The 22,591-nt window shown below is 41.5% G+C and carries 13 protein-coding genes; 8 read left to right on the forward strand and 5 right to left on the reverse strand.

What is annotated here, in order from left to right:
* Positions 1–59 precede the first annotated feature (59 nt).
* Together HGR01_RS01315 and HGR01_RS01320 are read right to left on the reverse strand one after the other, a co-directional pair.
* Positions 60–962 carry a DUF4351 domain-containing protein gene (locus tag HGR01_RS01315; RefSeq protein ID WP_045869945.1) on the reverse strand — a complete coding sequence of 301 codons (903 nt, stop codon included), beginning with the start codon at positions 960–962 and terminating at the stop codon, positions 60–62.
* A 142-nt stretch (positions 963–1,104) separates the two neighbouring features.
* Positions 1,105–1,506, reverse strand: a complete 402-nt coding sequence (locus HGR01_RS01320) for a hypothetical protein (RefSeq protein WP_045869946.1) — start codon at positions 1,504–1,506, stop codon at positions 1,105–1,107.
* A 301-nt stretch (positions 1,507–1,807) separates the two neighbouring features.
* On the opposite strand from HGR01_RS01320, the gene ppsA reads away from it, so the two are divergent.
* From ppsA to HGR01_RS01360, 8 genes are all read left to right on the forward strand, one after another.
* Entirely contained in the window at positions 1,808–4,309 is a 2,502-nt protein-coding gene (gene ppsA, locus HGR01_RS01325; RefSeq protein ID WP_045869947.1) for a phosphoenolpyruvate synthase, read from the forward strand.
* A 334-nt stretch (positions 4,310–4,643) separates the two neighbouring features.
* Positions 4,644–8,537 (forward strand): ATP-binding protein, encoded by a 3,894-nt coding sequence (locus HGR01_RS01330; protein ID WP_413777624.1) that lies wholly within the window; start codon positions 4,644–4,646, stop codon positions 8,535–8,537.
* A gap of 147 nt (positions 8,538–8,684) precedes the next feature.
* Complete coding sequence (locus HGR01_RS01335; protein ID WP_045869948.1) at positions 8,685–10,166, forward strand: dolichyl-phosphate-mannose--protein mannosyltransferase; 1,482 nt, start codon at positions 8,685–8,687, stop codon at positions 10,164–10,166.
* Between the two features lie 864 nt (positions 10,167–11,030).
* Positions 11,031–13,334, forward strand: a complete 2,304-nt coding sequence (locus tag HGR01_RS01340; RefSeq protein WP_045869950.1) for a sensor histidine kinase — start codon at positions 11,031–11,033, stop codon at positions 13,332–13,334.
* Positions 13,282–13,728 (forward strand): response regulator, encoded by a 447-nt coding sequence (locus tag HGR01_RS01345; protein ID WP_045869951.1) that lies wholly within the window; start codon positions 13,282–13,284, stop codon positions 13,726–13,728. Before HGR01_RS01340 ends, HGR01_RS01345 begins: the two co-directional genes overlap by 53 nt.
* A 251-nt stretch (positions 13,729–13,979) precedes the next feature.
* The gene (locus tag HGR01_RS01350; protein ID WP_045869952.1) at positions 13,980–15,152 is read left to right on the forward strand and encodes an ATP-binding protein; all 1,173 of its coding nucleotides are present in this window, start codon (positions 13,980–13,982) and stop codon (positions 15,150–15,152) included.
* A 117-nt stretch (positions 15,153–15,269) separates the two neighbouring features.
* Positions 15,270–19,046: a PAS domain-containing protein gene (locus HGR01_RS01355; protein WP_045869953.1), complete on the forward strand. Its 3,777-nt coding sequence runs from the start codon at positions 15,270–15,272 to the stop codon at positions 19,044–19,046.
* 6 nt (positions 19,047–19,052) lie between these two features.
* Positions 19,053–20,213, forward strand: coding sequence for an ATP-binding protein (locus tag HGR01_RS01360; RefSeq protein WP_045869954.1), 1,161 nt, complete (start codon positions 19,053–19,055; stop codon positions 20,211–20,213).
* A 243-nt stretch (positions 20,214–20,456) separates the two neighbouring features.
* On the opposite strand, the gene HGR01_RS01365 is transcribed toward HGR01_RS01360, so the two are convergent.
* From HGR01_RS01365 to HGR01_RS01375, 3 genes are all read right to left on the reverse strand, one after another.
* On the reverse strand, positions 20,457–20,855 hold the full coding sequence (locus HGR01_RS01365) for a helix-turn-helix domain-containing protein (protein WP_045869955.1): 399 nt from the start codon (positions 20,853–20,855) through the stop codon (positions 20,457–20,459).
* Positions 20,839–21,138 carry a type II toxin-antitoxin system HigB family toxin gene (locus HGR01_RS01370; protein WP_045869956.1) on the reverse strand — a complete coding sequence of 100 codons (300 nt, stop codon included), beginning with the start codon at positions 21,136–21,138 and terminating at the stop codon, positions 20,839–20,841. Before HGR01_RS01370 ends, HGR01_RS01365 begins: the two co-directional genes overlap by 17 nt.
* A gap of 127 nt (positions 21,139–21,265) precedes the next feature.
* Positions 21,266–22,075, reverse strand: coding sequence for an SDR family NAD(P)-dependent oxidoreductase (locus HGR01_RS01375; protein ID WP_045869957.1), 810 nt, complete (start codon positions 22,073–22,075; stop codon positions 21,266–21,268).
* Positions 22,076–22,591 lie beyond the last annotated feature (516 nt).

The raw sequence follows: 22,591 nt of genomic DNA on the forward strand, positions 1-22,591 counted from the left end.
GGGCTGCGCCAACGCACTGTGGATAGTTACAAAGCCAAGGCGATCGCTTTTACTTATCCTCAATTTTCATGAGCAATCAACCAGTTTTCTAAGTCGGCGATCGCACTAAAATCTAACAAGGCTTCACCCAAATCTTCTAACTGAGGGGTTGATAGCTGTTGAATCCGTTCCTGTAACAGGGGAGTTAACGCACCGACACGACGATTGAGTTGTCGCAAAACCATCGTTACAGCTTCTCTCTGACTTGCTCTACGTTCCCAACTTGTGACAATCTCCATAACTTCTTCCTCCTGTGCTGGTTCAATGGTAGCAAGTTGAGATTGGAAAATGGCTTCTTCCTGAGTGTTTAATTCCAGGTAAACATCGACAAATTGGGAAATTAGCTCAATTTGTGCGGGATTGAGTCCCAAACTCACAAGTAACTGTAATGACAATAATTTCACGGTGGGACGTTCTTGTTTGTCCATCCGCATTTTTGAGATTAAAGCACTTGCAACTGGATTGGGTGTATTGACAAAATCGCGCCAATTGAGTTGGTTTAATTGAATTACCCTATAGTTAAATTCTAGGACTTTCCAACCAGGAAACTCAACGGTGTAAATGTTTGGTTCGCGGGTTAGGGGTGAGTCGTGAGAATATAAGACAATCGGGTAAATTGGCAAGGCATATTTTTCGTGTAGACGTGCAAAATAAGTGAACATCCGCGCATTAAAATCAGATTCACTAGATGATTGATGTTCGGTATGGATGATAAATAATGAATCTTGATTGCGAAAAGATGCGCGGACAAGTAAATCAACGATTTTCTTCGTCCCCACAGTGATATCTGTAAACACCTCTTGGGGTAGAAATTCGATGCTGTCACGTTCCCAGTAGTTAGTAATATCGGGGAAAAATAGCTCTATGAACTCAGGAAAGAAGTTTTCTAAGAGCTTTTTGAATAATTGGTCATGGTCAATCATAAAATGATATTACAGGATTGTGGAAAAAAGCGAGAGCGCTCTTTCATCCACAATCACACAAAGGCGAATACCTGCGGCGGGCTGCGTCTACGAACTCAATTATGCATGAGAATGCCCAAGAGTTATGTTTAATTCTGTTGGTCTACTTAGGTTGAGCAATCCGCGCTTCAATATCTTCAAATGTTTGCAGTAATAGGCGTTTTGCTTGTAATTGCCAACCCCATTTTTGAATTCTAAAAGCAGCGACACTACCAGCGATAGCTGCTAATAATCCTATCGGTTGATTTAGAGAAATTCCTAATAATAAGCCTAAACCTGCAATTCCCCAAAATGGTAAAGCGACAACTTGTCTTTGTTCTTCGACAATTTGGGCAATCTGATTTGATTGCATGGTAGCTAATAAGGCAGCTTTGATTTGCCTTTGTTCTGCTAAAGATGCTGATAAGCCAATTTTACGGCGCAGTTTTTCGATTTTGCGAGCATCAGTACTGTACTCAGTTAGCTCGTCTTCTGCCATTTTCAGTAATTGTTCTAATTGCGCCATCTTATATTATATCCCTAATTCTCAATAGAGATATTATCGCCAATTATTGTTAACTTTTCTTGACTAAATCCTGGCAATTTATAGCACAATCCCAAATTTAATATCTAAAATTAAACATGGGCAAAAAATACTAGCACACCACGGCGGAAATAAAGATTCTAGACAAACGAAGATAATTCCTGAGTAATAGCTGCTTCTTATTGATCCCTGACTATTTCTGCTTGAGTCTTATTCGATTCCGCGTAGCAGTACTAGCGATTTCGCACTTACAACCAGAGCATTTACTTGTGAGGTAATACTGATGGTAACAGTAGCTAAAAATACTTTGTCTGTTGATACCAAAGAGCGATCGCTGATTCTTTGGTTTGATGAGGTGGGGATTGCGGATATTCCCTTAGTGGGTGGTAAAAATGCCTCACTCGGGGAGATGATTCAACAGTTGACACCCAAAGGCGTTAATGTTCCTATGGGGTTTGCTACTACTGCTTATGCGTATCGTTATTTCATCGAGTCTGCGGGGTTAGAAGCCAAGCTACGAGAACTATTTGCAGATTTGGATGTGGAGGATGTCAAAAATTTACAAGAACGGGGTAAAAAAGCGCGATCGCTATTAATGCACACACCATTTCCCCCAGAATTGCGGAGTGCGATCGCCAATGCCTATGCAAGTTTGTGTGAGTCGTACAATGCAGATACAGATGTCGCTGTTCGTTCTAGCGCTACGGCGGAAGACTTACCCGATGCGAGTTTTGCGGGACAACAGGAAACTTACCTCAACGTTGTAGGTGCGGCGGGGGTTTTAGGCGCTTGTCATCGGTGCTTTGCTTCCTTATTTACCGATCGCGCTATTTCCTATCGTCATACTAAGGGCTTTGACCATTTTAGTGTGGCGTTGGCTGTGGGTGTGCAGAAAATGGTGCGATCGGATTTAGCATCTGCTGGGGTGATGTTCTCTATTGAAACGGAATCTGGATTTAAGGATGCGGCGTTAATTACTGCTGCTTACGGCTTAGGTGAAAATGTTGTTCAGGGAACAGTCAATCCTGATGAATATTATGTGTTTAAACCGACTTTAAAAGCAGGTTTTAGCCCAATTGTTGATAAAAAATTGGGTAGTAAAGAATTAAAAATGGTCTATGATGACGGCTCAAAATTTACGAAAAATGTCCTAGTTCCTCCTGGCGAAAGGAGTCAATTTGTCCTCACCGATGAGGAGATTTTACAACTAGCGCGTTGGGCTTGTGCGATTGAAGACCATTATTCTCAAGTTCACGGCCATTACACCCCAATGGATATAGAGTGGGCAAAAGATGGCATTACTAATCAATTATTTATCGTGCAAGCACGTCCGGAAACTGTGCAATCGCAGAAGCAGGGTAACTTATTGCGGAGTTATCGTTTGTTGTTGGGGACGGGAGAATGGGGACTGGGGACTGGGGAAAAATCATTCCAATCCCTCATCCATAATCCCGAATTACCTGTACCTCTGGTAACCGGACGGGCGATTGGGGAAGCGATTAGCCAAGGAAAAGTCAGCCTAATTCTTGATGTGCATAAAATCGACCAGTTCCAAGCTGGGGATGTTTTAGTTACCGATAGAACTGATCCCGACTGGGAACCGATTATGAAACGTGCTAGTGCAATTATCACTAATTCTGGGGGTCGCACCTGTCATGCGGCGATTATTGCGCGAGAATTGGGTGTACCTGCAATTGTCGGTTGCGGGAATGCGACGGAAATCTTAAAAACTGGGCAAGAAGTGACAATTTCTTGTGCGGAAGGTGAAGAAGGAAGGGTTTACCCTGGATTATTACCCTTTGAAGTCAAAGAAGTTCCCCTAGAAAACTTACCCCGCACCCGCACCCAAATTTTAATGAATGTGGGTAATCCTCAAGAAGCATTTAGCTTATCTGCTATTCCTAATGATGGTGTAGGTTTAGCTAGAACAGAATTTATTATCGCCAATCAAATTCAAATTCATCCTATGGCCTTAGTCCATTATGACAATTTAAAAGATGAATTTGTCAAAGCTAAAATTGGCGAAATCACCGCACTTTATGAGAATAAACCCCAATATTTTGTCGATAAATTAGGACAAGGTATTGGCAGAATTGCTGCCGCATTTTATCCGAAAACCGTCATCGTGCGGATGTCAGATTTTAAAAGTAATGAATACGCCAATCTGTTAGGTGGTCAACAATTTGAACCCCATGAAGAAAACCCCATGTTAGGCTGGCGAGGGGCAGCACGTTACTATGATCAAGGTTATAGAGACGCGTTTGCTTTAGAATGTTACGCCATTAAACGCGTCAGGGAAGAGATGGGTTTAACCAATGTCATCCCGATGATTCCCTTCTGTCGTACTCCCCAAGAAGGACGTTTAGTATTAGAGGAAATGGCAAAAAATGGCTTACAGCAAGGTGTCAACGGCTTGCAAGTTTATGTGATGTGCGAGTTACCGAATAACGTGATTATGGCGGAAGAATTCGCAGAGGTTTTTGATGGCTTTTCGATTGGTTCCAATGATTTAACTCAGTTAACACTAGGATTAGATAGAGATTCCGCCTTAGTCGCCAAATTATTTGATGAGCGTATTCCTGGTGTCAAACGCATGGTTAAAATGGCCATCCAAGCTGCAAAACAGCATAATCGCAAAATAGGCATTTGTGGACAAGCACCCAGTGATTACCCAGAATTTGCTCAGTTTTTAGTAGAACAAGGCATAGATTCCATCAGTTTGAATCCAGATTCAGTATTAAAAACAATGTTAGAAATTGCCAAAGTTGAGGATAATCAGCGTTAAATTCATTCTTTCCTAGGATGTATAGACAAAGCAGGTAATTCTACTTAAAAATTACAATAGACCTTGTTTATTTGGCAGAATTACCCATAGGGGTTGAGCAATTCATCTTTGAGATAAATTGACTAGCAACCCCCTCCCCTTTAACAATGAACCTAATTCACAAACTCAAGCCACCCTGTTCATCTGACCCCGCCTCTCAAAAAAGCGAATTTCCTTCGTAACCCTGAGTTTTTATGAAATACTTTTCCAGAGCGAAGTAAAGATTGTGGGCACTAAGCAAAAATCAGCAGGATGTGAAAATATTGTGACAAGTGGAGGCGAGATGGCGGTACTGATGCCGTTGGTTGACTGGTCAACTACTGCTGTTGGTGCTGTGGAAACTTGGCCACAATGCTTAAAAACTGCCGTTCGCATCATGTTAGGGTCGCGCTACCCCATGTTTGTGTGGTGGGGAGAGTCGCTGACCAAGTTTTATAACGATGCTTACATTCCAGTTTTGGGTCAACGCCATCCGCAAGCGCTAGGTCAGCCAGCATCCCAAGTCTGGGCGGAGATTTGGGACACTCTGGGGCCACAAGCGGAAGCTGTGATGCAAAAAGGGCAATCTTCGTGGAATGAGGAATTGCTCTTAGTGATGCAGCGCAATGGTTACACAGAAGAAACCTACTTTACCTTTTCCTATAGTCCCATTATTCAGGACGACGGGACTGTAGGTGGAGTCTTCTGCGCCTGTACTGAAGAAACCCGTCGTGTCGTGGGCGATCGCAGGTTGCGGAGTTTGCGAGAATTAGCAGCGAATACAGCAGAGGCGAAAACTGTTGAAGATGCTTGTGAGATTTCCGCCCAAACGTTAGATAATAATCCTTATGATGTGCCTTTTGCCTTGCTTTATTTGCTCGATGAGAAAGCAACCCAGGCGCAACTAGTAGGCGCAACCAGATTAGACGCAGGAACTACCGCCAGTCCGCAATTCATAGATATCAACGCTGATAGTCAAATATGCGATCGCTGGTTACTTCCGGCTGTGCTGGCTGATGGGAAAAGTCAGCTAGTGGATTTAGTAAAATCAGGTTTTGGCGATTTACCCGGTGGTGCTTGGCCGGAATCACCCACAACAGCTGTAGTCCTACCCCTCACCACCCCCACACAAGAGAGACTGAGCGGATTTTTAATTGCAGGTATCAGTCCCCGCCGTCAGTTTGATGATGATTACCAAGGCTTTTGGGATTTAGTAGCAGGACAGATTAGCACTGCGATCGCTAATGCACGCGCCTACGAAGCGGAACGTCTGCGGGCGGAAGCACTCGCAGAAATCGACCGCGCCAAAACCGAGTTTTTTAGTAACGTCTCCCACGAATTCCGCACGCCATTAACTTTAATGTTGGGGCCATTGGAAGATGCGTTAACAGATAACACTGCTTCCTTACCTGCGATTCAACGAGAAAGAATTGAAATTGTTCAGCGCAATGGATTGCGTTTATTAAAATTAGTCAACACCTTACTAGATTTTTCTCGCATCGAAGCTGGAAGAATTCAAGCAGTATATGAACCGACGGATTTAGCTACCTTCACCGCTGAACTTGCAAGTGCATTTCGCTCCACCATTGAACAGGCAGGAATGCAGTTAATTGTTGATTGTCCCGCCTTACCCGCAGAAATTTATGTGGATCGGGAAATGTGGGAAAAAATTGTCTTTAACCTCTTATCTAATGCGTTTAAATTTACCTTTTCTGGCACAATTACCGTTAAATTAGAGTATTTTAAAAACCACGTTAATTTATTAGTTCAAGATACAGGCATAGGCATTCCCAGCGAAGAAATTCCTAATTTATTTAAGCGATTTCATCGGATTAAAGGTTCCCACGGGCGAAGTTTTGAAGGTTCAGGAATTGGATTATCGCTAGTGCGGGAAATTGTAGAACTTCATGGCGGTAAGGTGAGTGTTACCAGTGTTTGGGGAGGGGGAAGCTGTTTTACAGTGACAATTCCTACAGGCTGCGCTCATTTACCCGCAGAATCTCTCCGCGCTATTCGCACATCAACTTCTACAGCATCAGGCGCAATTGCTTACGTAGAGGAAGCACGGCGTTGGGGAACGGCAGAGAGCAGGGGGGATGAGGGAGATGAGGGGGATAAGGGAGATGAGGGAGATGTAGACGCGAAGCGGCTTCCCGATAAGGTGGGAGATGTAATTACTTACTCATTTGTAGATAAAACTGCTCGGATTCTCTTGGCTGATGATAATGCGGATATGCGCGATTATTTGCGGCGATTTTTGAGCAATTACTATCAGGTGGAAACCGTCGGGGATGGGATTGCAGCGTTGAATACAGTGCGGCAAAATCCGCCAAATTTGGTGTTAACTGATGTGATGATGCCAGGAATTGATGGCTTTGAATTATTGCGATCGCTACGTAACGATCCCAAAACTCAATATATCCCGATAATTTTATTGTCAGCCAGAGCCGGAGAAGAATCGCGGATTGAAGGACTAGCAGCCGGAGCCGATGATTATATCGTCAAGCCATTTTCAGCCAAAGAATTACTGGCACGTATAGAAGCTAGCCTAAAATTATCTCAATTACGGCAAGAAGCACAATTGCGCGAAAAAGACTTACGAATGCAAGCCGAAGCAGCATTGAGCGATCGCCAACAAATCGAAGCATCTCTGCGTGAAAGCGAAGAACGCTTTCGGCAAATGGCAGAAACAATTGAAAATGTCTTTTGGTTATGCGATGCAAGCGCACAAAAATTACTTTATGTCAGCCCTGCTTATCAGCAAGTTTGGGGGCGTTCCCCAGAACTTCTTTATCACGACTTAAGCAGTTGGATAGAGACGATTCACCCAGATGATCAAGATTTAGTGATAAAAGCTACAGAGAAATGCATAACTAACGGTAATCATTCAGAAGAATACCGCATTATCCGCCCTGATGGGACGATTCGCTGGATACGCGATCGCGGTTTTTTGGTTCAGGATGGAGAGAGAAAACCATATCGTATTGCTGGCGTAGCTGAAGATATTAGCGATCGCAAACAAGTAGAGCAAGAGCGAGAACTATTACTACTCCGGGAACGCGCCGCCCGTGAAGAAGCCGAAAGAGCCAGCCGTATTAAAGATGAATTTCTCGCCGTCCTCTCTCACGAATTACGCTCCCCCCTCAACCCGATTCTTGGTTGGTCGAAGTTGTTGCAAAATGGTAAACTCAGCCCCAGCGCCACCGCCGCAGCACTAGCGACAATTGAGCGCAACGCCAAGTTACAAGTACAACTAATTGACGATTTGCTGGATGTTTCGCGGATTCTCCGGGGTAAATTGGTCTTAAATGCCATCCCCCTAGATTTATGTAGCATCATTTCATCAGCCTTAGAAACAGTGCGATTAGCAGCTGAGGCAAAGTCCTTAGAAATTCACACCCATATCACCCCAAAGGTCAGCGTCATCGGCGATCCTACAAGATTACAACAGGTGGTGTGGAATATCTTATCCAACGCCGTGAAATTTACACCATCAGGTGGAAAAATAGAAGTTGGTTTAACCTGTGTGGGCACAAATGCCCAGATTCAGGTACGAGACACAGGTAAAGGTATTAGTGCTGAGTTTTTGCCCTATGTATTTGAACATTTCCAACAAGAAGACGGCTCTACCACTCGTCAATTTGGGGGTTTGGGTTTGGGACTGGCGATTGTCCGCCAGCTAGTAGAACTGCATGGTGGTACTGTAGCAGTGGATAGTGCTGGTGAAGGACAAGGCGCAACGTTTACAGTGTATATACCCTTAGCAAAAAATCCGGTGCCGACACCTGCATTACCAGCATCAGAGCCACAAAATGTCAATCTCGAGGGTATCAATATTTTAGTAGTGGATGACGAGCCAGACTCCCGGGAATTTCTCACCTTTGTGCTGACACAACAACAAGCAACAGTGACAACCGTAGCCTCCGGCGCAGAAGCACTCCAAGTTTTAGCACAAGCAGTCCCAGATTTATTAATTAGCGATATTGGTATGCCGGAGATGGATGGTTATATGCTTATGCAAACTATTCGCGCCTCACAGCCAGATAAATTTCTGCCCGCGATCGCCTTAACTGCTTATGCGGGAGAATTAAACCAGCAAAAAGCGATCGCCGCAGGTTTTCAAAAGCACATCGTTAAGCCAATTGATCCAAACACAGTAGTTGCGATCGCCATTGAGTTATTGCAACCACAAATAATAAACCGCCGATGAACGTAAGGGAGATGAGGAGAAAGAGAGCAGAGGAAGCAGAGGAAGCAGAGGAAGAATTTTCAATTACCAATTACCAATTACCAATTACCCAATGACAAATGACAAACACCAAATACCAAATGACAAATGACAAATGACAAATAAAAAATGACTAAAAAATGGTTCCAAATTGGATTATTCGGTATATTTCTCTTCTCATTCGCTTTGCGTTTTTGGGGATTGAATAGATTCAATACTCTTGTATTTGATGAAGTTTATTTCGCCACATTTGGTAATAACTATCTCATCAATAAGCCGTTTTTCAATGCTCATCCACCATTAAGTCAATATATTATTGGTATCGGCATTTGGCTTGGTAGTCATTTTCATTTTGGGCAAGAACCAGTTAATGGGCTAGCAGGTTCTTTATTGTCGCCTTGGAACTATCGTTGGGTAAATGCTCTCACTGGTTCATTTATTCCTGTATTTGTTGCTGCTATTGCTTATCAAATTAGTCATCGCCGCAGCTTTGCTTTACTAGCAGGTTTCTTTACTGCTTGTGATGGACTATTTTTGGTTGAATCTCGTTATGCACTCAATAATATTTATATTGTTATCTTTGGTCTTTTAGGAAAATGGTTTTTATTATTAGCCTTAGAAAATCAAAAACAACGTCGTGCTTTATGGTTAATTGCATCTGGTATTGCCTTTGGTGCTTCAACTGGTACTAAATGGAATGGTTTATGGTTTTTGTTAGGTGCTTATTTAATTTGGATAACAGCTTGGTTAATTCGGTTTTTAAATTCTTTAACTAACCAAAAACGCCTTTTTGAGAGCATTGATACAGCAGCTACAGAACCCTTATTAACCAAAGTTCAAACACCGCTACAAAATTTGACTCAGCTAAACATTTTTCAGATGATCTCTTATTTAGGAATCATCCCGGCTATAGTCTATAGCTTAATTTGGATTCCTCACCTACGCTTAGATACAAGATTCGATTTTATTGAAGTACATCGGCAAATTTTAAACTTTCACTTGCACATGGACGGAAATATTCCAGCCGTCCATCCATATTGTGCAGCTTGGTATAAATGGCCTTTCATGACGCGACCGATGGCTTATTATTATCAAACTACTCGTAATTTCAGTGATCCGTTACCTGTGATGGGGCCGAATTTACCCGCTGCAGATGGACGGGTAATATATGATGTCCATGCTATGGGTAATCCCTTTTTATGGTGGTTTGGGATGGCTGCCATATTATTTATAGCCGCAATGCTGTTGTCAAAATTAGTAATTCCTTTGTTTAAAAAGCAACATTTAGCTATACCCAGCAATCTTGCTGTTGATACTTGGATTGCGTTGTACATAGTAATAAATTATGCAGCTAATTTATTACCCTGGGTAAAAGTCACGAGATGTGTGTTTATTTACCATTATATCTGTGCATTAGTCTTTGTATTTTTAGCGATCGCCTGGTTTGTCGATCAATGTCTTCGCAGCTATCACCGCGAACTCCGAGCATTAGGTGTCACAATTACTTTTATGATTTTGGCTGCTTTTATCTTCTGGCTACCAATTTATTTAGGCTTACCTCTCACTTCTGAGGCTTATAAACTCCGGATGTTGTTCAATTCTTGGATTTAATCATGTTTGGTGCGTTATGGTGCGCTGTCCAGATCCCCGACTTTTTCAAAAAGTCGGGGATCTAAATATCGCTACAGTTAGCGATATTCAAGGGGTACAGATATCAAAATACAGTTCAGTTAAAAAAATAAATTGACAACAAAAACAATAATTTTGGAGGGGGTTTGGGGGACGCAACCGTCACCCAATCGGGGGTTTGGGGGAGAATCCCCCAATTGAGCTAACTGTTTCCACGACTGACAAATAAATCACTAATGATCTTATCTGAACTGTCTTGATATATAGCAGTAACTCCAATATAAAATTGCTGAGTTTGCTGCTATTGATCACCGATTTTCTCAATTAATCTATATAAATAATTAACCAGCCATTATCTGCCTTGAACAACATTTATCACTTACTTTCTGCGTGAATGTAGTAATATTTAACAATGATTTAACGATATCAAATACGTAACACAACTACATACAAACGAATCAATTAATCACCTGTTATTCATATAACTTATCTCTACAAAACTTGACTGCCTGTTACACTGTGAATGCAAGAAGATAAGGGAGATACTACGTGATGCCACGTAAAAGTAAAAGATTAACAACATCAGAATGAATCAAGTAGTGCAGCTTCAGAGAATTAGCTATATAGTCGATAAATGACCAATTTTTGTTAATTTGTGAATTTATTAAGGTTTTTATAATTTGTGTTTCTTTATTCTCTGCCCGTGGCAACTGGTGTATTGCGAGCATTCCTTCCCAACATCTGCAATTAAATTTCCACATCTAAGTAGGGTGCAAACTTCAGTAAATGGTTAACATTTATTGATACTCTGCTTTTGATGCTCCGGTAAAATAGAGGAGAATCTTAATGGTATCCGAATTCCAAGCACAAAGTATTAATGTGAATAGCTTAAAAGAAGCAGCTATTCACGTTTGTAGTCAAATTCAACCTCATGGTGTCCTCTTGGTATTGGGGGAACCAGAACTGAACATATTACAAATTAGTAGTAATACTTGGAGTGTTTTCGGCATATTGCCCGAAGATGTATTGCAAAAAAAACTCGAAGATTTACTCGACCCCTTCCAAATCGAAAGAATTAAAGCAGGCATATTAGAAGGCAACCTGGATTATATTAACCCAACAAAAATTTGGGTGAGAAAGAAAGGCGATGAATATGTAGTATTTGATGCGGTATTTCATCGCAACCCAGAAGGATTGTTGATTTTAGAATTAGAACCAGCAATTTCTCAAGAAAATATCCCATTTCTAAGCTTTTACCACCTAGCAAGAGCTTCTATTAATCAGTTAGAAAAAACCACAAACCTGCGCGATTTCTGTCAAATTATCGTCCAAGAAGTCCGCAAAGTGACTGGGTTTGATAGAGTAATGCTCTATAAATTTGATGATGATGGGCATGGCTCAGTCATAGCTGAAGAAAAGCTAGACAGCATGGAACCTTATTTAGGTTTACATTACCCAGAGTCAGATATTCCTAAACCAGCAAGAAAGCTATTTGCTTCTAACTTCATCAGATTAATTCCCGATGCTCATGCAGAACCCGTACAAATTCTGCCAATTAATCATCCGCAAAGTCAACAACCAATTGATTTAACTAACTCAATTTTGAGAACCGCAGCAAATTGCCATTTAGAGTATTTACACAACATGGGTGTAGGTGCTTCTTTAACTATTTCCTTGATTAAAGATGGCAAACTTTGGGGATTAATTGCTTGTCATCACCAAACACCGAAATATGTTTCCTATGAATTCCGGAAAGCCTGCGAATTCTTAGGTAGAGTGATATTTACAGAAATTTCCACCAGAGAAGAAACAGAAGATTACGACTATCGAATGAATTTGGCATATATTCAAACAGTATTAGTTGAATATATGTCCCAGGAAGAAAACTTCATTGATGGATTAGTAAAACATCAGCCGAATTTGCTGAATTTAACTAGCGCTCAAGGTGCGGCTGTTTGTTTTGGCGATCGCTGTACAGTCATTGGGCAAACTCCCAAAGAAGAAGACCTCAACTTTTTACTGCAATGGCTGAAGAATAACGTCCGTGAGGAAGTATTCTACACAGATTCCCTACCCCGGATTTATCCAGATGCCGAAAAATTTAAAAACGTCGCTAGTGGTTTATTAGCGATTCCCATATCTAAGCGCAACTATGTTTTATGGTTTCGACCGGAAGTGATTCAAACAGTAAATTGGGGTGGTAATCCCAATGAAGCGTTTGAAGTCAGCCAAACAGAAGGAAATCTGCGCTTAGTTCCGCGTAAATCCTTTGAATTGTGGAAAGAAAATGTTCAGTTAACATCTTTACGCTGGAAAGCTGTTGAAATCAAAGCTGCACTAGAATTACGCAAAGCCATTATTAATATTGTGCTGCGTCAAGCCGATGAACTAGCGCAGTTAGCGCACGACTTAGAACGCTCGAATGCGGAATTGAAAAAGTTTGCTTATGTCGCCTCCCATGATTTACAAGAACCCTTAAATCAAGTAGCAAACTATGTGCAGCTATTAGAGATGCGCTATGAAAACGAACTTGACGAAGACGCGAAGGAATTTATTAACTTCGCCGTTGAGGGAGTCAGCTTGATGCAAACCCTGATTGATGACGTACTTGCATATTCCAAGGTAGATATGCAAGCGAGCGCCTTTCAACTAACTGAGGTAGAAACGCCGCTAAATCGCAGCCTCAGTAATTTGCGCGGGCGCATTCATGAAACTGGGGCTATGATTACCCATGACCCCTTACCAACTGTGATGGCTGATAGTACACAATTAATGCAGCTATTTCAAAATCTCATCGCCAATGCAATCAAATTCCGCAGCGAACAACCACCAAAAATTCACATCGGAGCCGAAAGGTTAGAAGATGAGTGGTTATTCTCCGTCCAAGATAACGGTATTGGCTTAGAACCAAGATTTAGCGATCGCATTTTCGTCATCTTTCAGCGCCTACACACCAGAGAAGAGTATCCCGGTACAGGTATGGGTCTAGCCATCTGTAAGAAAATTATTGAATGCCATCGGGGACGAATTTGGGTAGAGTCACAACTGGGCGAAGGTGCTACCTTCTACTTTACGATTCCAGTCGGAGGCCGCGAGCGTGAGCGTAGAAACGGAAGACAAACACAAAAAGATCTTTTTGGTCGAGGATAACAAAGCTGATATCCGCTTAATCCAAGAAGCACTCAAAAACAGCACCGTACCACACGAGGTAGTGACGGTCAGAGATGGTATGGAAGCAATGGCTTATTTACGCCAAGAAGGTGAATATGCTAACGCCTCACGTCCTGACCTCATCCTCTTGGATTTGAACTTGCCCAAAAAAGATGGTCGTGAAGTCTTGGCTGAAATTAAAAGCGACCCCACACTCAAGCGCATTCCTGTAGTCGTGCTCACCACCTCCAGAAACGAGGATGATATTTTTCATAGCTACGACTTACACGTCAATTGCTACATCACCAAATCTCGCAACCTGAGCCAGCTGTTTCAAATCGTCAAAGGTATTGAGGAATTTTGGCTCTCTACGGCGACATTGCCGTCGGAGTAGGGATTGGGAATGGGGAATGGGGAATGGGTAATGGGTAACTCGGGGCACCACGATTGCAGCGTGTGAGGATTTGGGAATGGGGATTGGGAATAATGAGGGAGATGAGAGAAACTAGCTAATAAACTTTGACCTTTGACCCTTGACCCTTGACCTTTGACCTTTGACCTTTGACCCTTGACCCTTGACCTTTGACCCTTGACCTTTGACCTTTGACCTTTGACCCTTAACAAATCAGGAGGTGACACCAGAAAATGACGGCGACAAGCTCCGTAAAAATCTTGTTGATTGAGGACAACTTGGCAGAAGCGAGATTGTTACAAGAGTTTCTCAAGCAAGCCCAATCTAAATATTTTAGTGTTGTTCATGTTCAGCGCTTACAAGATGGAGTTAAGGAATTAAGTAAGGACGAGTTATTTGGCGCTTACGATGTCATTTTGTTGGATCTCACTTTACCTGATAGTGAGGGATTATCATCCTTACCAACGTTAATTAACTGTTTGCCTAGTATCCCGATTGTGGTATTAACAAATACCAATGACGACACACTGGCAATTGAAGCTGTGCGTCAAGGCGCACAAGATTATTTAGTCAAGCGTCAAGTAAATGTAGATGTGTTAGTGCGCTCGATACATTATGCGATCGAGCGTAAACAGGTTTTGGAATCATTACGCACCACCAATCAAACATTAGAACACTGCGTTGAAGAACGTACCGCCGAACTGGTAAGAGCCAAAGAAATTAACCAGTTCAAATCGGAGTTTGTCTCAATGCTCTCCCATGACATCCGCAATCCTCTCAACACGATTCTCCTAGCCGCAGGATTGCTGCAAGACAACGATAATAAATTAACCATAGAAAAAAAACACTCTCACTTCCAAATGATTCGCGCTGCTATCAAAAACATGGCGCAGCTCTTGGATGAAGTTTCGTTCATCGGTCAAGCTGATTCTGGGAGATTACAATGCGATTTAGTCTGCCTGAATTTAGAAGCTTTCTGCCGTCAACTAGTTGATGAAGTTCAACTTGCTAGCGCGGAAAAACAGATTACTGTAGTTTTTCACAGTGCTGGAAAATTAGAAGATGCTCTCTGGGATGAGAGTCTACTGCGCCACATCTTAGGCAATTTAATCACTAATGCAATTAAATATTCACCACCAGGTAGCACAGTCAATTTTGACCTCATTGGGCAAAATCATGCGATCGCTTTTCGGATTCAAGATTATGGCATTGGCATTCCTGAATTAGACCAACCACGATTGTTTCAGCCTTTTCAACGTGCTGAAAATGTCGGCTCGATTCCGGGTACAGGCTTAGGTTTAGCGATTGTGAAAAAATGTGTTGATGCTCATGGGGGCGAGATTTTCGTCGATAGCAAAGTTGGCATTGGTACAACCTTTACTGTCATACTGCCATTGCTAAACTAGTAATCCCAATTCGTAATTTGTATTACTTTTGCTTTCATACCTAGTGTGGCTTAACTGGATATATTACCATTAGCATCAAAATACACTTATTTTTCCAGGTATTGGAAGCTGACGTTCATGAGCCGAGAGCAGTTATTGCAACGAATTCTGCTAATCGATGCTAATCCAGTTGAGCGCGCTCTCACAATCCAAGCACTAACTCAAGATTTACCAGGACTTCAGATTGAAGAAATTGTGAATGCTGATCAGTTAGCACAGGCGATTGCAGAGCGTAATTTTGATTTGGCGATCGCTGATTATCAGTTACCGTGGACAAACGGACTGGATGTTTTGCAGACTCTCAAAGCCTACAGCAGCAATTGTCCTGTAATTATGTTGACAAATGCTGGTAGCGAGGAAATTGCTGTTGCAGCTATGAAAGCAGGGTTGGAGGATTATCTGATCAAGTCACCCGCAAACCTCAGTCGATTGGCGCAAGCAGTGATCAGTGTTTGGGAGAAAACTCAAACTCAGTTGCTAGCAAATCGAGCTTTACAAAATAGCGAACGTCGCTTAGATACTTTGATTAGCAACCTACCTGGTTATGTGTACCGGGTGGCTAACGATCGCAATTACACTGCTGAATTTATTAGTGAAGGTGTGTTCAATATTACTGGTTATGAGCAGGGAGAATACTTAATAGAACGCACCATTTCTTGTGGGCAGACAATTCATCCAGATGACTGCGATCGCGTATGGGAAATGGTTCAGCAAGCAGTTGCACTCCAGCAACCCTACGAGTTTGAGTTTCGGATGATTACGAAATCAGGAGTTGAGAAATGGGTTTGGGAACGGGGGCGGGGTATATTTTCCGATAGTGGTGAACTCCTTTGTTTAGAGGGCTTTGTCACGGATATTACATCTCGCAAAGCCATCAAAACAGCACTGCAAGAGTCACGACAGCTATACCAAACTTTGGTAGAACATTCTCCTGATATTATTGAACGCTTCGATACCCAGCTGCGACATCTTTACACTAGTCCAGTCCTGACAGAACTCACAGGAATTCCAGCAGAAGTATTTTTAGGTAAAACCTGCCGCGAATTGGAATTGCCACAGACAATGGTTAATGCTTGGGAAACGGCTGCCCAAGCACTACTACAAACCGGGCAAAAGCAGATCATTGAATTTGATACTCCAACAGTTAACGGAGTACGTTTCTTTGAAATGGTAATCGCACCCGAACTGACTCGTGACAACGTCATTGAGTCCATATTATGTATTTCACGAGATATTACCGAGCGCAAAGCCGCTCAAATTGCTTTACAACTTCAGGCGCAGCAAGAGCAAACTTTAAATAGAGTAGTCCAAAGAATTCGTAGTTCCTTAGATTTATCGACGATTTTTTCGACCACAATAGCTGAAGTCACGGAATTATTGGGAGTGATTCGCACTTCCATTGTGCAGTATGTGCCAGAGCGTCAATGTTGGCAAACTCTGGCAGTTTATTGCCAATATCCATTGCTGACAGATACAACAGGTTTAGAAATTCCTGATACGGGCAATCCCTATGCAGCAAAATTAAAGCAACTCCAGGTAGTGCAGGTCAATGGCATCGATAGCATTCAAGACCCGATTAACAAAAAAATTGCAGAGAGTTTTCCTCCAGCTTGGTTGTTAACACCCATCGTTGTTAACGGTAAAATTTGGGGCAGCTTATCGCTATCTAAGCTGGTCACAGAAGCACCTTGGAAACAACAGGAAATAGAACTCGCAACTAGAGTAGCAGATCAGTTAGCGATCGCAATTCAGCAAGCACAACTCTATCAACAAGCACAACAAGAACTGCGCGATCGCCAGCGTGCGGAAGCTGCATTACAACAACTCAACCAAGAGCTAGAACAGCGAGTTCAAGAACGGACTGAGAAACTGCAAATGGCGCTTTCTGCTGCCAAAATGGGAACTTGGGACTTGAATCCACAGACAAATATCGTCCATTGGTCGCCGGAAGAATATGCGCTATTTGGTTTTAAAACCGATGCTCAAGGACGAGTTCTGGATCAAAATGGTCAAGAAATTAGCCCTCATCCGACCTTCGAGCTGTTCTTGAGTTGCGTTCATCCTGATGATCGAGACTATGTTGTACAAAAAACCCAGCAAGGATTACAACAAGGTTCTGCCTTTGAAGTAGAGTACCGCTTGCTCCGAGACGGCAATATTTATTGGGTATACGCCAGAGGCGCTTGTTTGCTGGACAAAGAGGGAAAACCTGCGCGGTTGATGGGAATTGCGATGGATATCACCAATCGCAAACAAGCAGAAGCCGCTTTGCGACGCAGCGAAAGGTGGTTACAGAACTTTGGCCAAAAAATTTCCGTAGTGGTTTACACTATGGTTCAAGAAGCCAATGGCCAAATTTGGTTTGAATACATCAGCCCAGCCTGTAAATCCATCTTTGAGGTGACAGCAGAGCAAGCAATGCAAAATGCTTACTCGATCATCAACCAGATTCATCCAGACGATCTACCGCCTCGCGCTATCTTAATGACCCGTTGCACCCAGAACTTAGAACCTTTTTTCATGGAATATCGCATCATTCCGCCCTCTGGAAAACTCAAATGGGTGCAAGTCAATTCGCAAGTAGAACCACGGGAGAATGGGGCTTTTGCTTGGCATGGAGTTTTACTAGATGTGAGCGATCGCAAAGAAGCAGAAACAGCTATTAGGCAGCAAGCCAAGCAGGAAAAAGCACTCCGACTGGTTACCCATGAAATTCGCCAGTCTCTAGATTTGGATGCCATCCTCACAACTGCTGTCAATGAAGTACGACATACATTGCAAGCCGATCGAGCAGTAGTGTATCGTTTTAATGCCGATTGGAGCGGCAACTTTATTGTTGAATCAGTTGCTCCCGGTTGGGTGAAACTAGTGAAACCCAACGTTAAAAGAGTTTGGGAAGATACTTATTTGCAAGCAACTGAAGGAGGACGCTACAAAAATTACGAAACCTTTGCGGTTACAGATATTTACACAGTTGGACATCAAGAATGTCATATTGCACTGCTAGAACAATTTCAAGCTAGAGCTTATGCGATCGCACCGATTTTCTTCGGAGAAAATCTTTGGGGCTTGTTGGCAGTTTACCAAAATTCGACTCCCCGCTCTTGGCAAGCTTGGGAAATAGATCTACTGCAACAAATAGCCAACCAATTAGCGATCGCCATTCAACAGTCTGAACTTTACAAACAACTACAAACAGAACTGCAAGAACGCCGACAAATTGAACAAAAAATCCGCGCATCCCTGAAAGAAAAAGAAGTTTTATTGCGGGAGGTGTATCACCGAGTTAAGAATAATATGCAAATGGTTTCTAGTCTGTTAAGTCTGCAAGCCAGTAGTATTGATGACCCTGCTGTACTAAAATTGCTGACTGAAAGCCAGCGCCGAGTCAAAACAATGGCACTCGTCCACGAACGTCTCTACCGTTCTGAAAACCTTGCCCGGATTAACTTCGCAACTTATGTAGAACACCTTGTCAGTGATTTAGTACGTTCCTATACTTCCAACAAATCGGCTATCCGTTTTGTGATTGAAGTGAGCGAACTAGAACTAGACCTAGATACGGCTGTTCCCTGCGGATTAATCATTAATGAGCTAATTTCAAATGCTTTAAAATACGCTTTCCCGAACCAAAAAGGTGAAATCACACTGCAATTTTGGCTGCATACTCCTGAGTATTATTGTTTAGTTGTCAAAGATAATGGAATTGGGATACCTGCCGATATTGATCCACAGTGTACTACTTCATTGGGAATGCAACTCATACAAGGTTTAGTAGAGCAACTTGGAGGTACACTGCAACTATCTAGACAAGGAGGCAGCCAATTTAAGATTCTCTTGAAAAAAAGGTTGTAATATGATATGGCACAACAATCTTCTAAACCCAGTATCTTGATTGTTGAAGATGAATGGGTGATTGCTTTAGACATCAAACAGCATTTGAAAAAGTTAGGCTACAACGTCTCTGGAACTGCTAATTCTGCCGAAAAAGCGTTGGAACTGGTTGCAGCCCACAAACCAGATTTAGTGTTGATGGATATTTATCTGCAAGGTGACAAAAGCGGAATTGAAGCAGCAGATCAAATTCGCCAACAGTTTGAGATACCTGTCGTGTTTCTCACTGCCCATGCTGATGAGTCAACTTTAACAGAAGCGATCGCCACCCATCCCTACGGCTATATCGTTAAACCCTTTGAAGAACAGGATCTAATTATTGCGATTCAGGTAGCTTTAGCTAACCATATTGCCGAACAAGCTATTCGACAAGCACTACAAAAAGAAAAACGCTTGAATGAACTGAAATCTCAATTTGTTTCTATTGTTTCCCATGAATTTCGCAATCCCTTAAGTTCCATACTCTTAACACTGGAACTTTTGGAACAGCCTGACATAGTCAATCCCCAAAAACGACAAGCTCATATCGAACGGGGGAAAGCAGCTATCCAGCACATGGCGCAATTAATTACAGATGTGTTAGTTCTCGGTCAAGTAGAACAAGAGCAGTTTCACTATCAACCAACACCAATTAATATTTACCAGTTTTGCTCTTTCTTGGTTGAAGATTTACAATCCCGTGCTCAAAATCCAGAGAGATTTATTTTCAACTTTTCAGGATGTGACGAACCAGAAAATCTGTTTTATGAACTTGATCCCAATTTATTGCAACATATCCTGAACAACTTGTTAGAAAATGCCCTGAAATATTCTCCCGATGGCACCCCAGTCATCTTTAACTTACACTGCGAGTCAGATTACATTCAATTTCAAGTTCAAGACCAAGGAATTGGTCTAACAGAAAAAGATTTAGAAAAGCTATTTACACCATTTCATCGTGGAATTAACGTCAACAAAATTCCCGGTACAGGATTGGGGTTATCAATTACGAAAAAGTGTGTTGATGCACATGGAGGTCAAATATTAGTTGATAGCACTGTTGGAGTTGGCACAACCTTTACTGTTACCCTTCCCGCATTAAAACTGGAAAACTCCAACTCTAACCTCTACCAGCCCAACCATGATTAACTTTACAAATTCATAGTTTTTGTGTAAGCAAATGTTAGTTTGACATCAACCATAGTTAAAAAGAGCAATAAATTCACCCAGTTGTTTCAATCAAAACTTATAGCAATTTGCAACATTATCGCTACAAATGTAGGTTGGGTTGAGCAAAGCGAAACCCAACACTATAACAATTTTAGATTCTAGCTTGAAACCCTTGAGATTAATCACCAAATACAGGCGCAATAGTTAACATATCCTACATTCTCAAATAAACAAACTAGGTGCAACTTGAAAATACTCACTCAAAGCTTTAGCTTGCGCTTTACTAATCGAACGCTTACCATTGACAACCTCAGAAACTACGCCACTTGAACCAATAATTCCCACTAAATCAGCTTGACGAGTTCCACTTTCTTCCATAATATGCTGGAGAATTTCATGAGGTGCAGATTCTTCCATCGGATAATGTTCTGTCTCATAAGCTTCAATCAAGATGATCAGTAGCTTGTATAAAGCTTGCTCTTCCTGAGTGCGATTCTTATTAAAAGTTAGCTGTTCTACTAACTTGAGAATACGTTCGTACTCTGCTTCTGTTTCTATTGCGACAGGAACAACTTCTGCTAAGAGATGACGATAGTTATTTTGGTCAAAAGTAAGGGTCATTTTTCCATTTATCTTTATCGTATTCAGCGTGTGTGAGAAAATACTTGTAATAGACGACCTGGTTTTCGTAATCAATACCAACAATTAGACGATAATCATTGCCTTTAATATTAAAAATAGTAAAATTTCCTACTGCTTCTGCATCACGATAAATTTTTCTTACATCTTCAAGGTTTTGCCAATCCGCCTTCTTAACAGTAGTGTACCAGTACTCTATTTGCTTTTTGACATCAGGAAACTGAGTAGTATCAATGCGGAGATTACGAATTGAAATTAAATGCATTCGTCTTTGCTAGTCTGAGCATATTTATTCATAAAATTCCACAACTCAATTTATCCTCTCATTTTGAGAGTTAACTGTCAATAATTAAGCGAGGATGCGTTATAACGCATCCTACTTGTGATTTTGATTATCTATTCTTCAATTCGTGCATACTTTTTACAACTTTTGTCACCAGGTTTCTTGGCGTAAACCTTACACTTTCAGTGAGGATTCTATTTCTTAAGCCAGGAATCACAACTGTTTTATTTGCCATTAAACTACGATAACCAATTTTGGCAACTTTTTCTGTATTCATCATCCGATTCACACTGGCAATTTTTGAGTCTTCCATTGCAGCAGTTTTTTGAAATTCCGTTGCTGTGGGGCCGGGACAAAGTACAGTCACACTCACACCTGTACCTTCTAATTCCTGTGCGATCGCTTCCGAAAATGATAAAACATAGGCTTTAGTTGCAAAATAAACCGCCATCAAAGGCCCTGGTTGAAAAGCAGCAACAGAGGCAACATTTAAAATTTTGCCATAGCCTTGCTCTACCATATCTTTGAGGAACAATTTTGTTAAATGAGTGAGACTCACTATATTGACCTGTAGCATATCTAGTTCAGTAGTGAGGTCTGTTTCTGCAAAGACTCCATAAGTACCAAAGCCTGCATTGTTCACCAACACATCAACTTTAATAGATGATTGTTGTAAATCTGCAAAAATTTCTGTGGGAGATGTTGGGATCGATAAGTCTTTTGCAAAATTTTTGACAACAATGTTGAATTTTTGAGTAAAGTCTGCAGCAATTTCTGTAAGTTTTTGTTCGTTCTTATCTACTAACACCAAATTGTAATTATTCCGACCAAAAATGTATGCTAATTGGTAACCAATGCCACTAGCGGCTCCGGTAATCAAAGCAGTTTTTTGACGCTGACTTTTTGGGGTGTTATTCATCTCAAGAATGTGGTAATTTAGTGAGTATGCATAAATACTCACTAAGGATTTAGAGAGTTTTATAAAAGAATTGAAATTGATCGCTGCTAATATATGTTGCCAATTTGGCAACAATTAATGTTTTGAATATAGAAGCAATTTATAGAATTGATATTCAATTATGTAAGGTAGTTTACACTACTGTTTATTTCTAGTATCTAATCAGAAATTACATAATCTGCTGTAATTTAATACCAATTCAAATAATGTTTGCAGCAGATAAATTATTCGTAGGGGCACGGCATCCACAATCTTTGGGCATATCAAATATCTTATTGGTGCCGTGCCCCTACCTACCCATCTGTCGCATTCTTTTTTCCAAATGGTATCTAATTCTTATCTTTTAACCTATCGCTAGCTATTTCTTAACGTTACTAGGATAACTTGAACTACTGAAATAAACACCAATAATATGTATTTCTAAATGCTCATGCTCTAGTTCTTGCCATGAGGCTAATTCATGTTGGCATCAGCGAA

Source organism: Tolypothrix sp. PCC 7712 (genome assembly GCF_025860405.1).
GTDB classification, from domain to species: domain Bacteria; phylum Cyanobacteriota; class Cyanobacteriia; order Cyanobacteriales; family Nostocaceae; genus Aulosira; species Aulosira diplosiphon.

Coding starts and splice junctions, on each gene's coding strand:
- HGR01_RS01320 (WP_045869946.1), bottom strand. CDS start 1,506: ATGGCGCAATTAGAACAATTACTGAAAATGGCAGAAGACGAGCTAACT.
- HGR01_RS01340 (WP_045869950.1), top strand. CDS start 11,031: ATGGTATCCGAATTCCAAGCACAAAGTATTAATGTGAATAGCTTAAAA.
- ppsA (WP_045869947.1), top strand. CDS start 1,808: ATGGTAACAGTAGCTAAAAATACTTTGTCTGTTGATACCAAAGAGCGA.
- HGR01_RS01375 (WP_045869957.1), bottom strand. CDS start 22,075: ATGAATAACACCCCAAAAAGTCAGCGTCAAAAAACTGCTTTGATTACC.
- HGR01_RS01330 (WP_413777624.1), top strand. CDS start 4,644: ATGCCGTTGGTTGACTGGTCAACTACTGCTGTTGGTGCTGTGGAAACT.
- HGR01_RS01350 (WP_045869952.1), top strand. CDS start 13,980: ATGACGGCGACAAGCTCCGTAAAAATCTTGTTGATTGAGGACAACTTG.
- HGR01_RS01355 (WP_045869953.1), top strand. CDS start 15,270: ATGAGCCGAGAGCAGTTATTGCAACGAATTCTGCTAATCGATGCTAAT.
- HGR01_RS01315 (WP_045869945.1), bottom strand. CDS start 962: ATGATTGACCATGACCAATTATTCAAAAAGCTCTTAGAAAACTTCTTT.
- HGR01_RS01335 (WP_045869948.1), top strand. CDS start 8,685: ATGACTAAAAAATGGTTCCAAATTGGATTATTCGGTATATTTCTCTTC.
- HGR01_RS01360 (WP_045869954.1), top strand. CDS start 19,053: ATGGCACAACAATCTTCTAAACCCAGTATCTTGATTGTTGAAGATGAA.
- HGR01_RS01365 (WP_045869955.1), bottom strand. CDS start 20,855: ATGACCCTTACTTTTGACCAAAATAACTATCGTCATCTCTTAGCAGAA.
- HGR01_RS01370 (WP_045869956.1), bottom strand. CDS start 21,138: ATGCATTTAATTTCAATTCGTAATCTCCGCATTGATACTACTCAGTTT.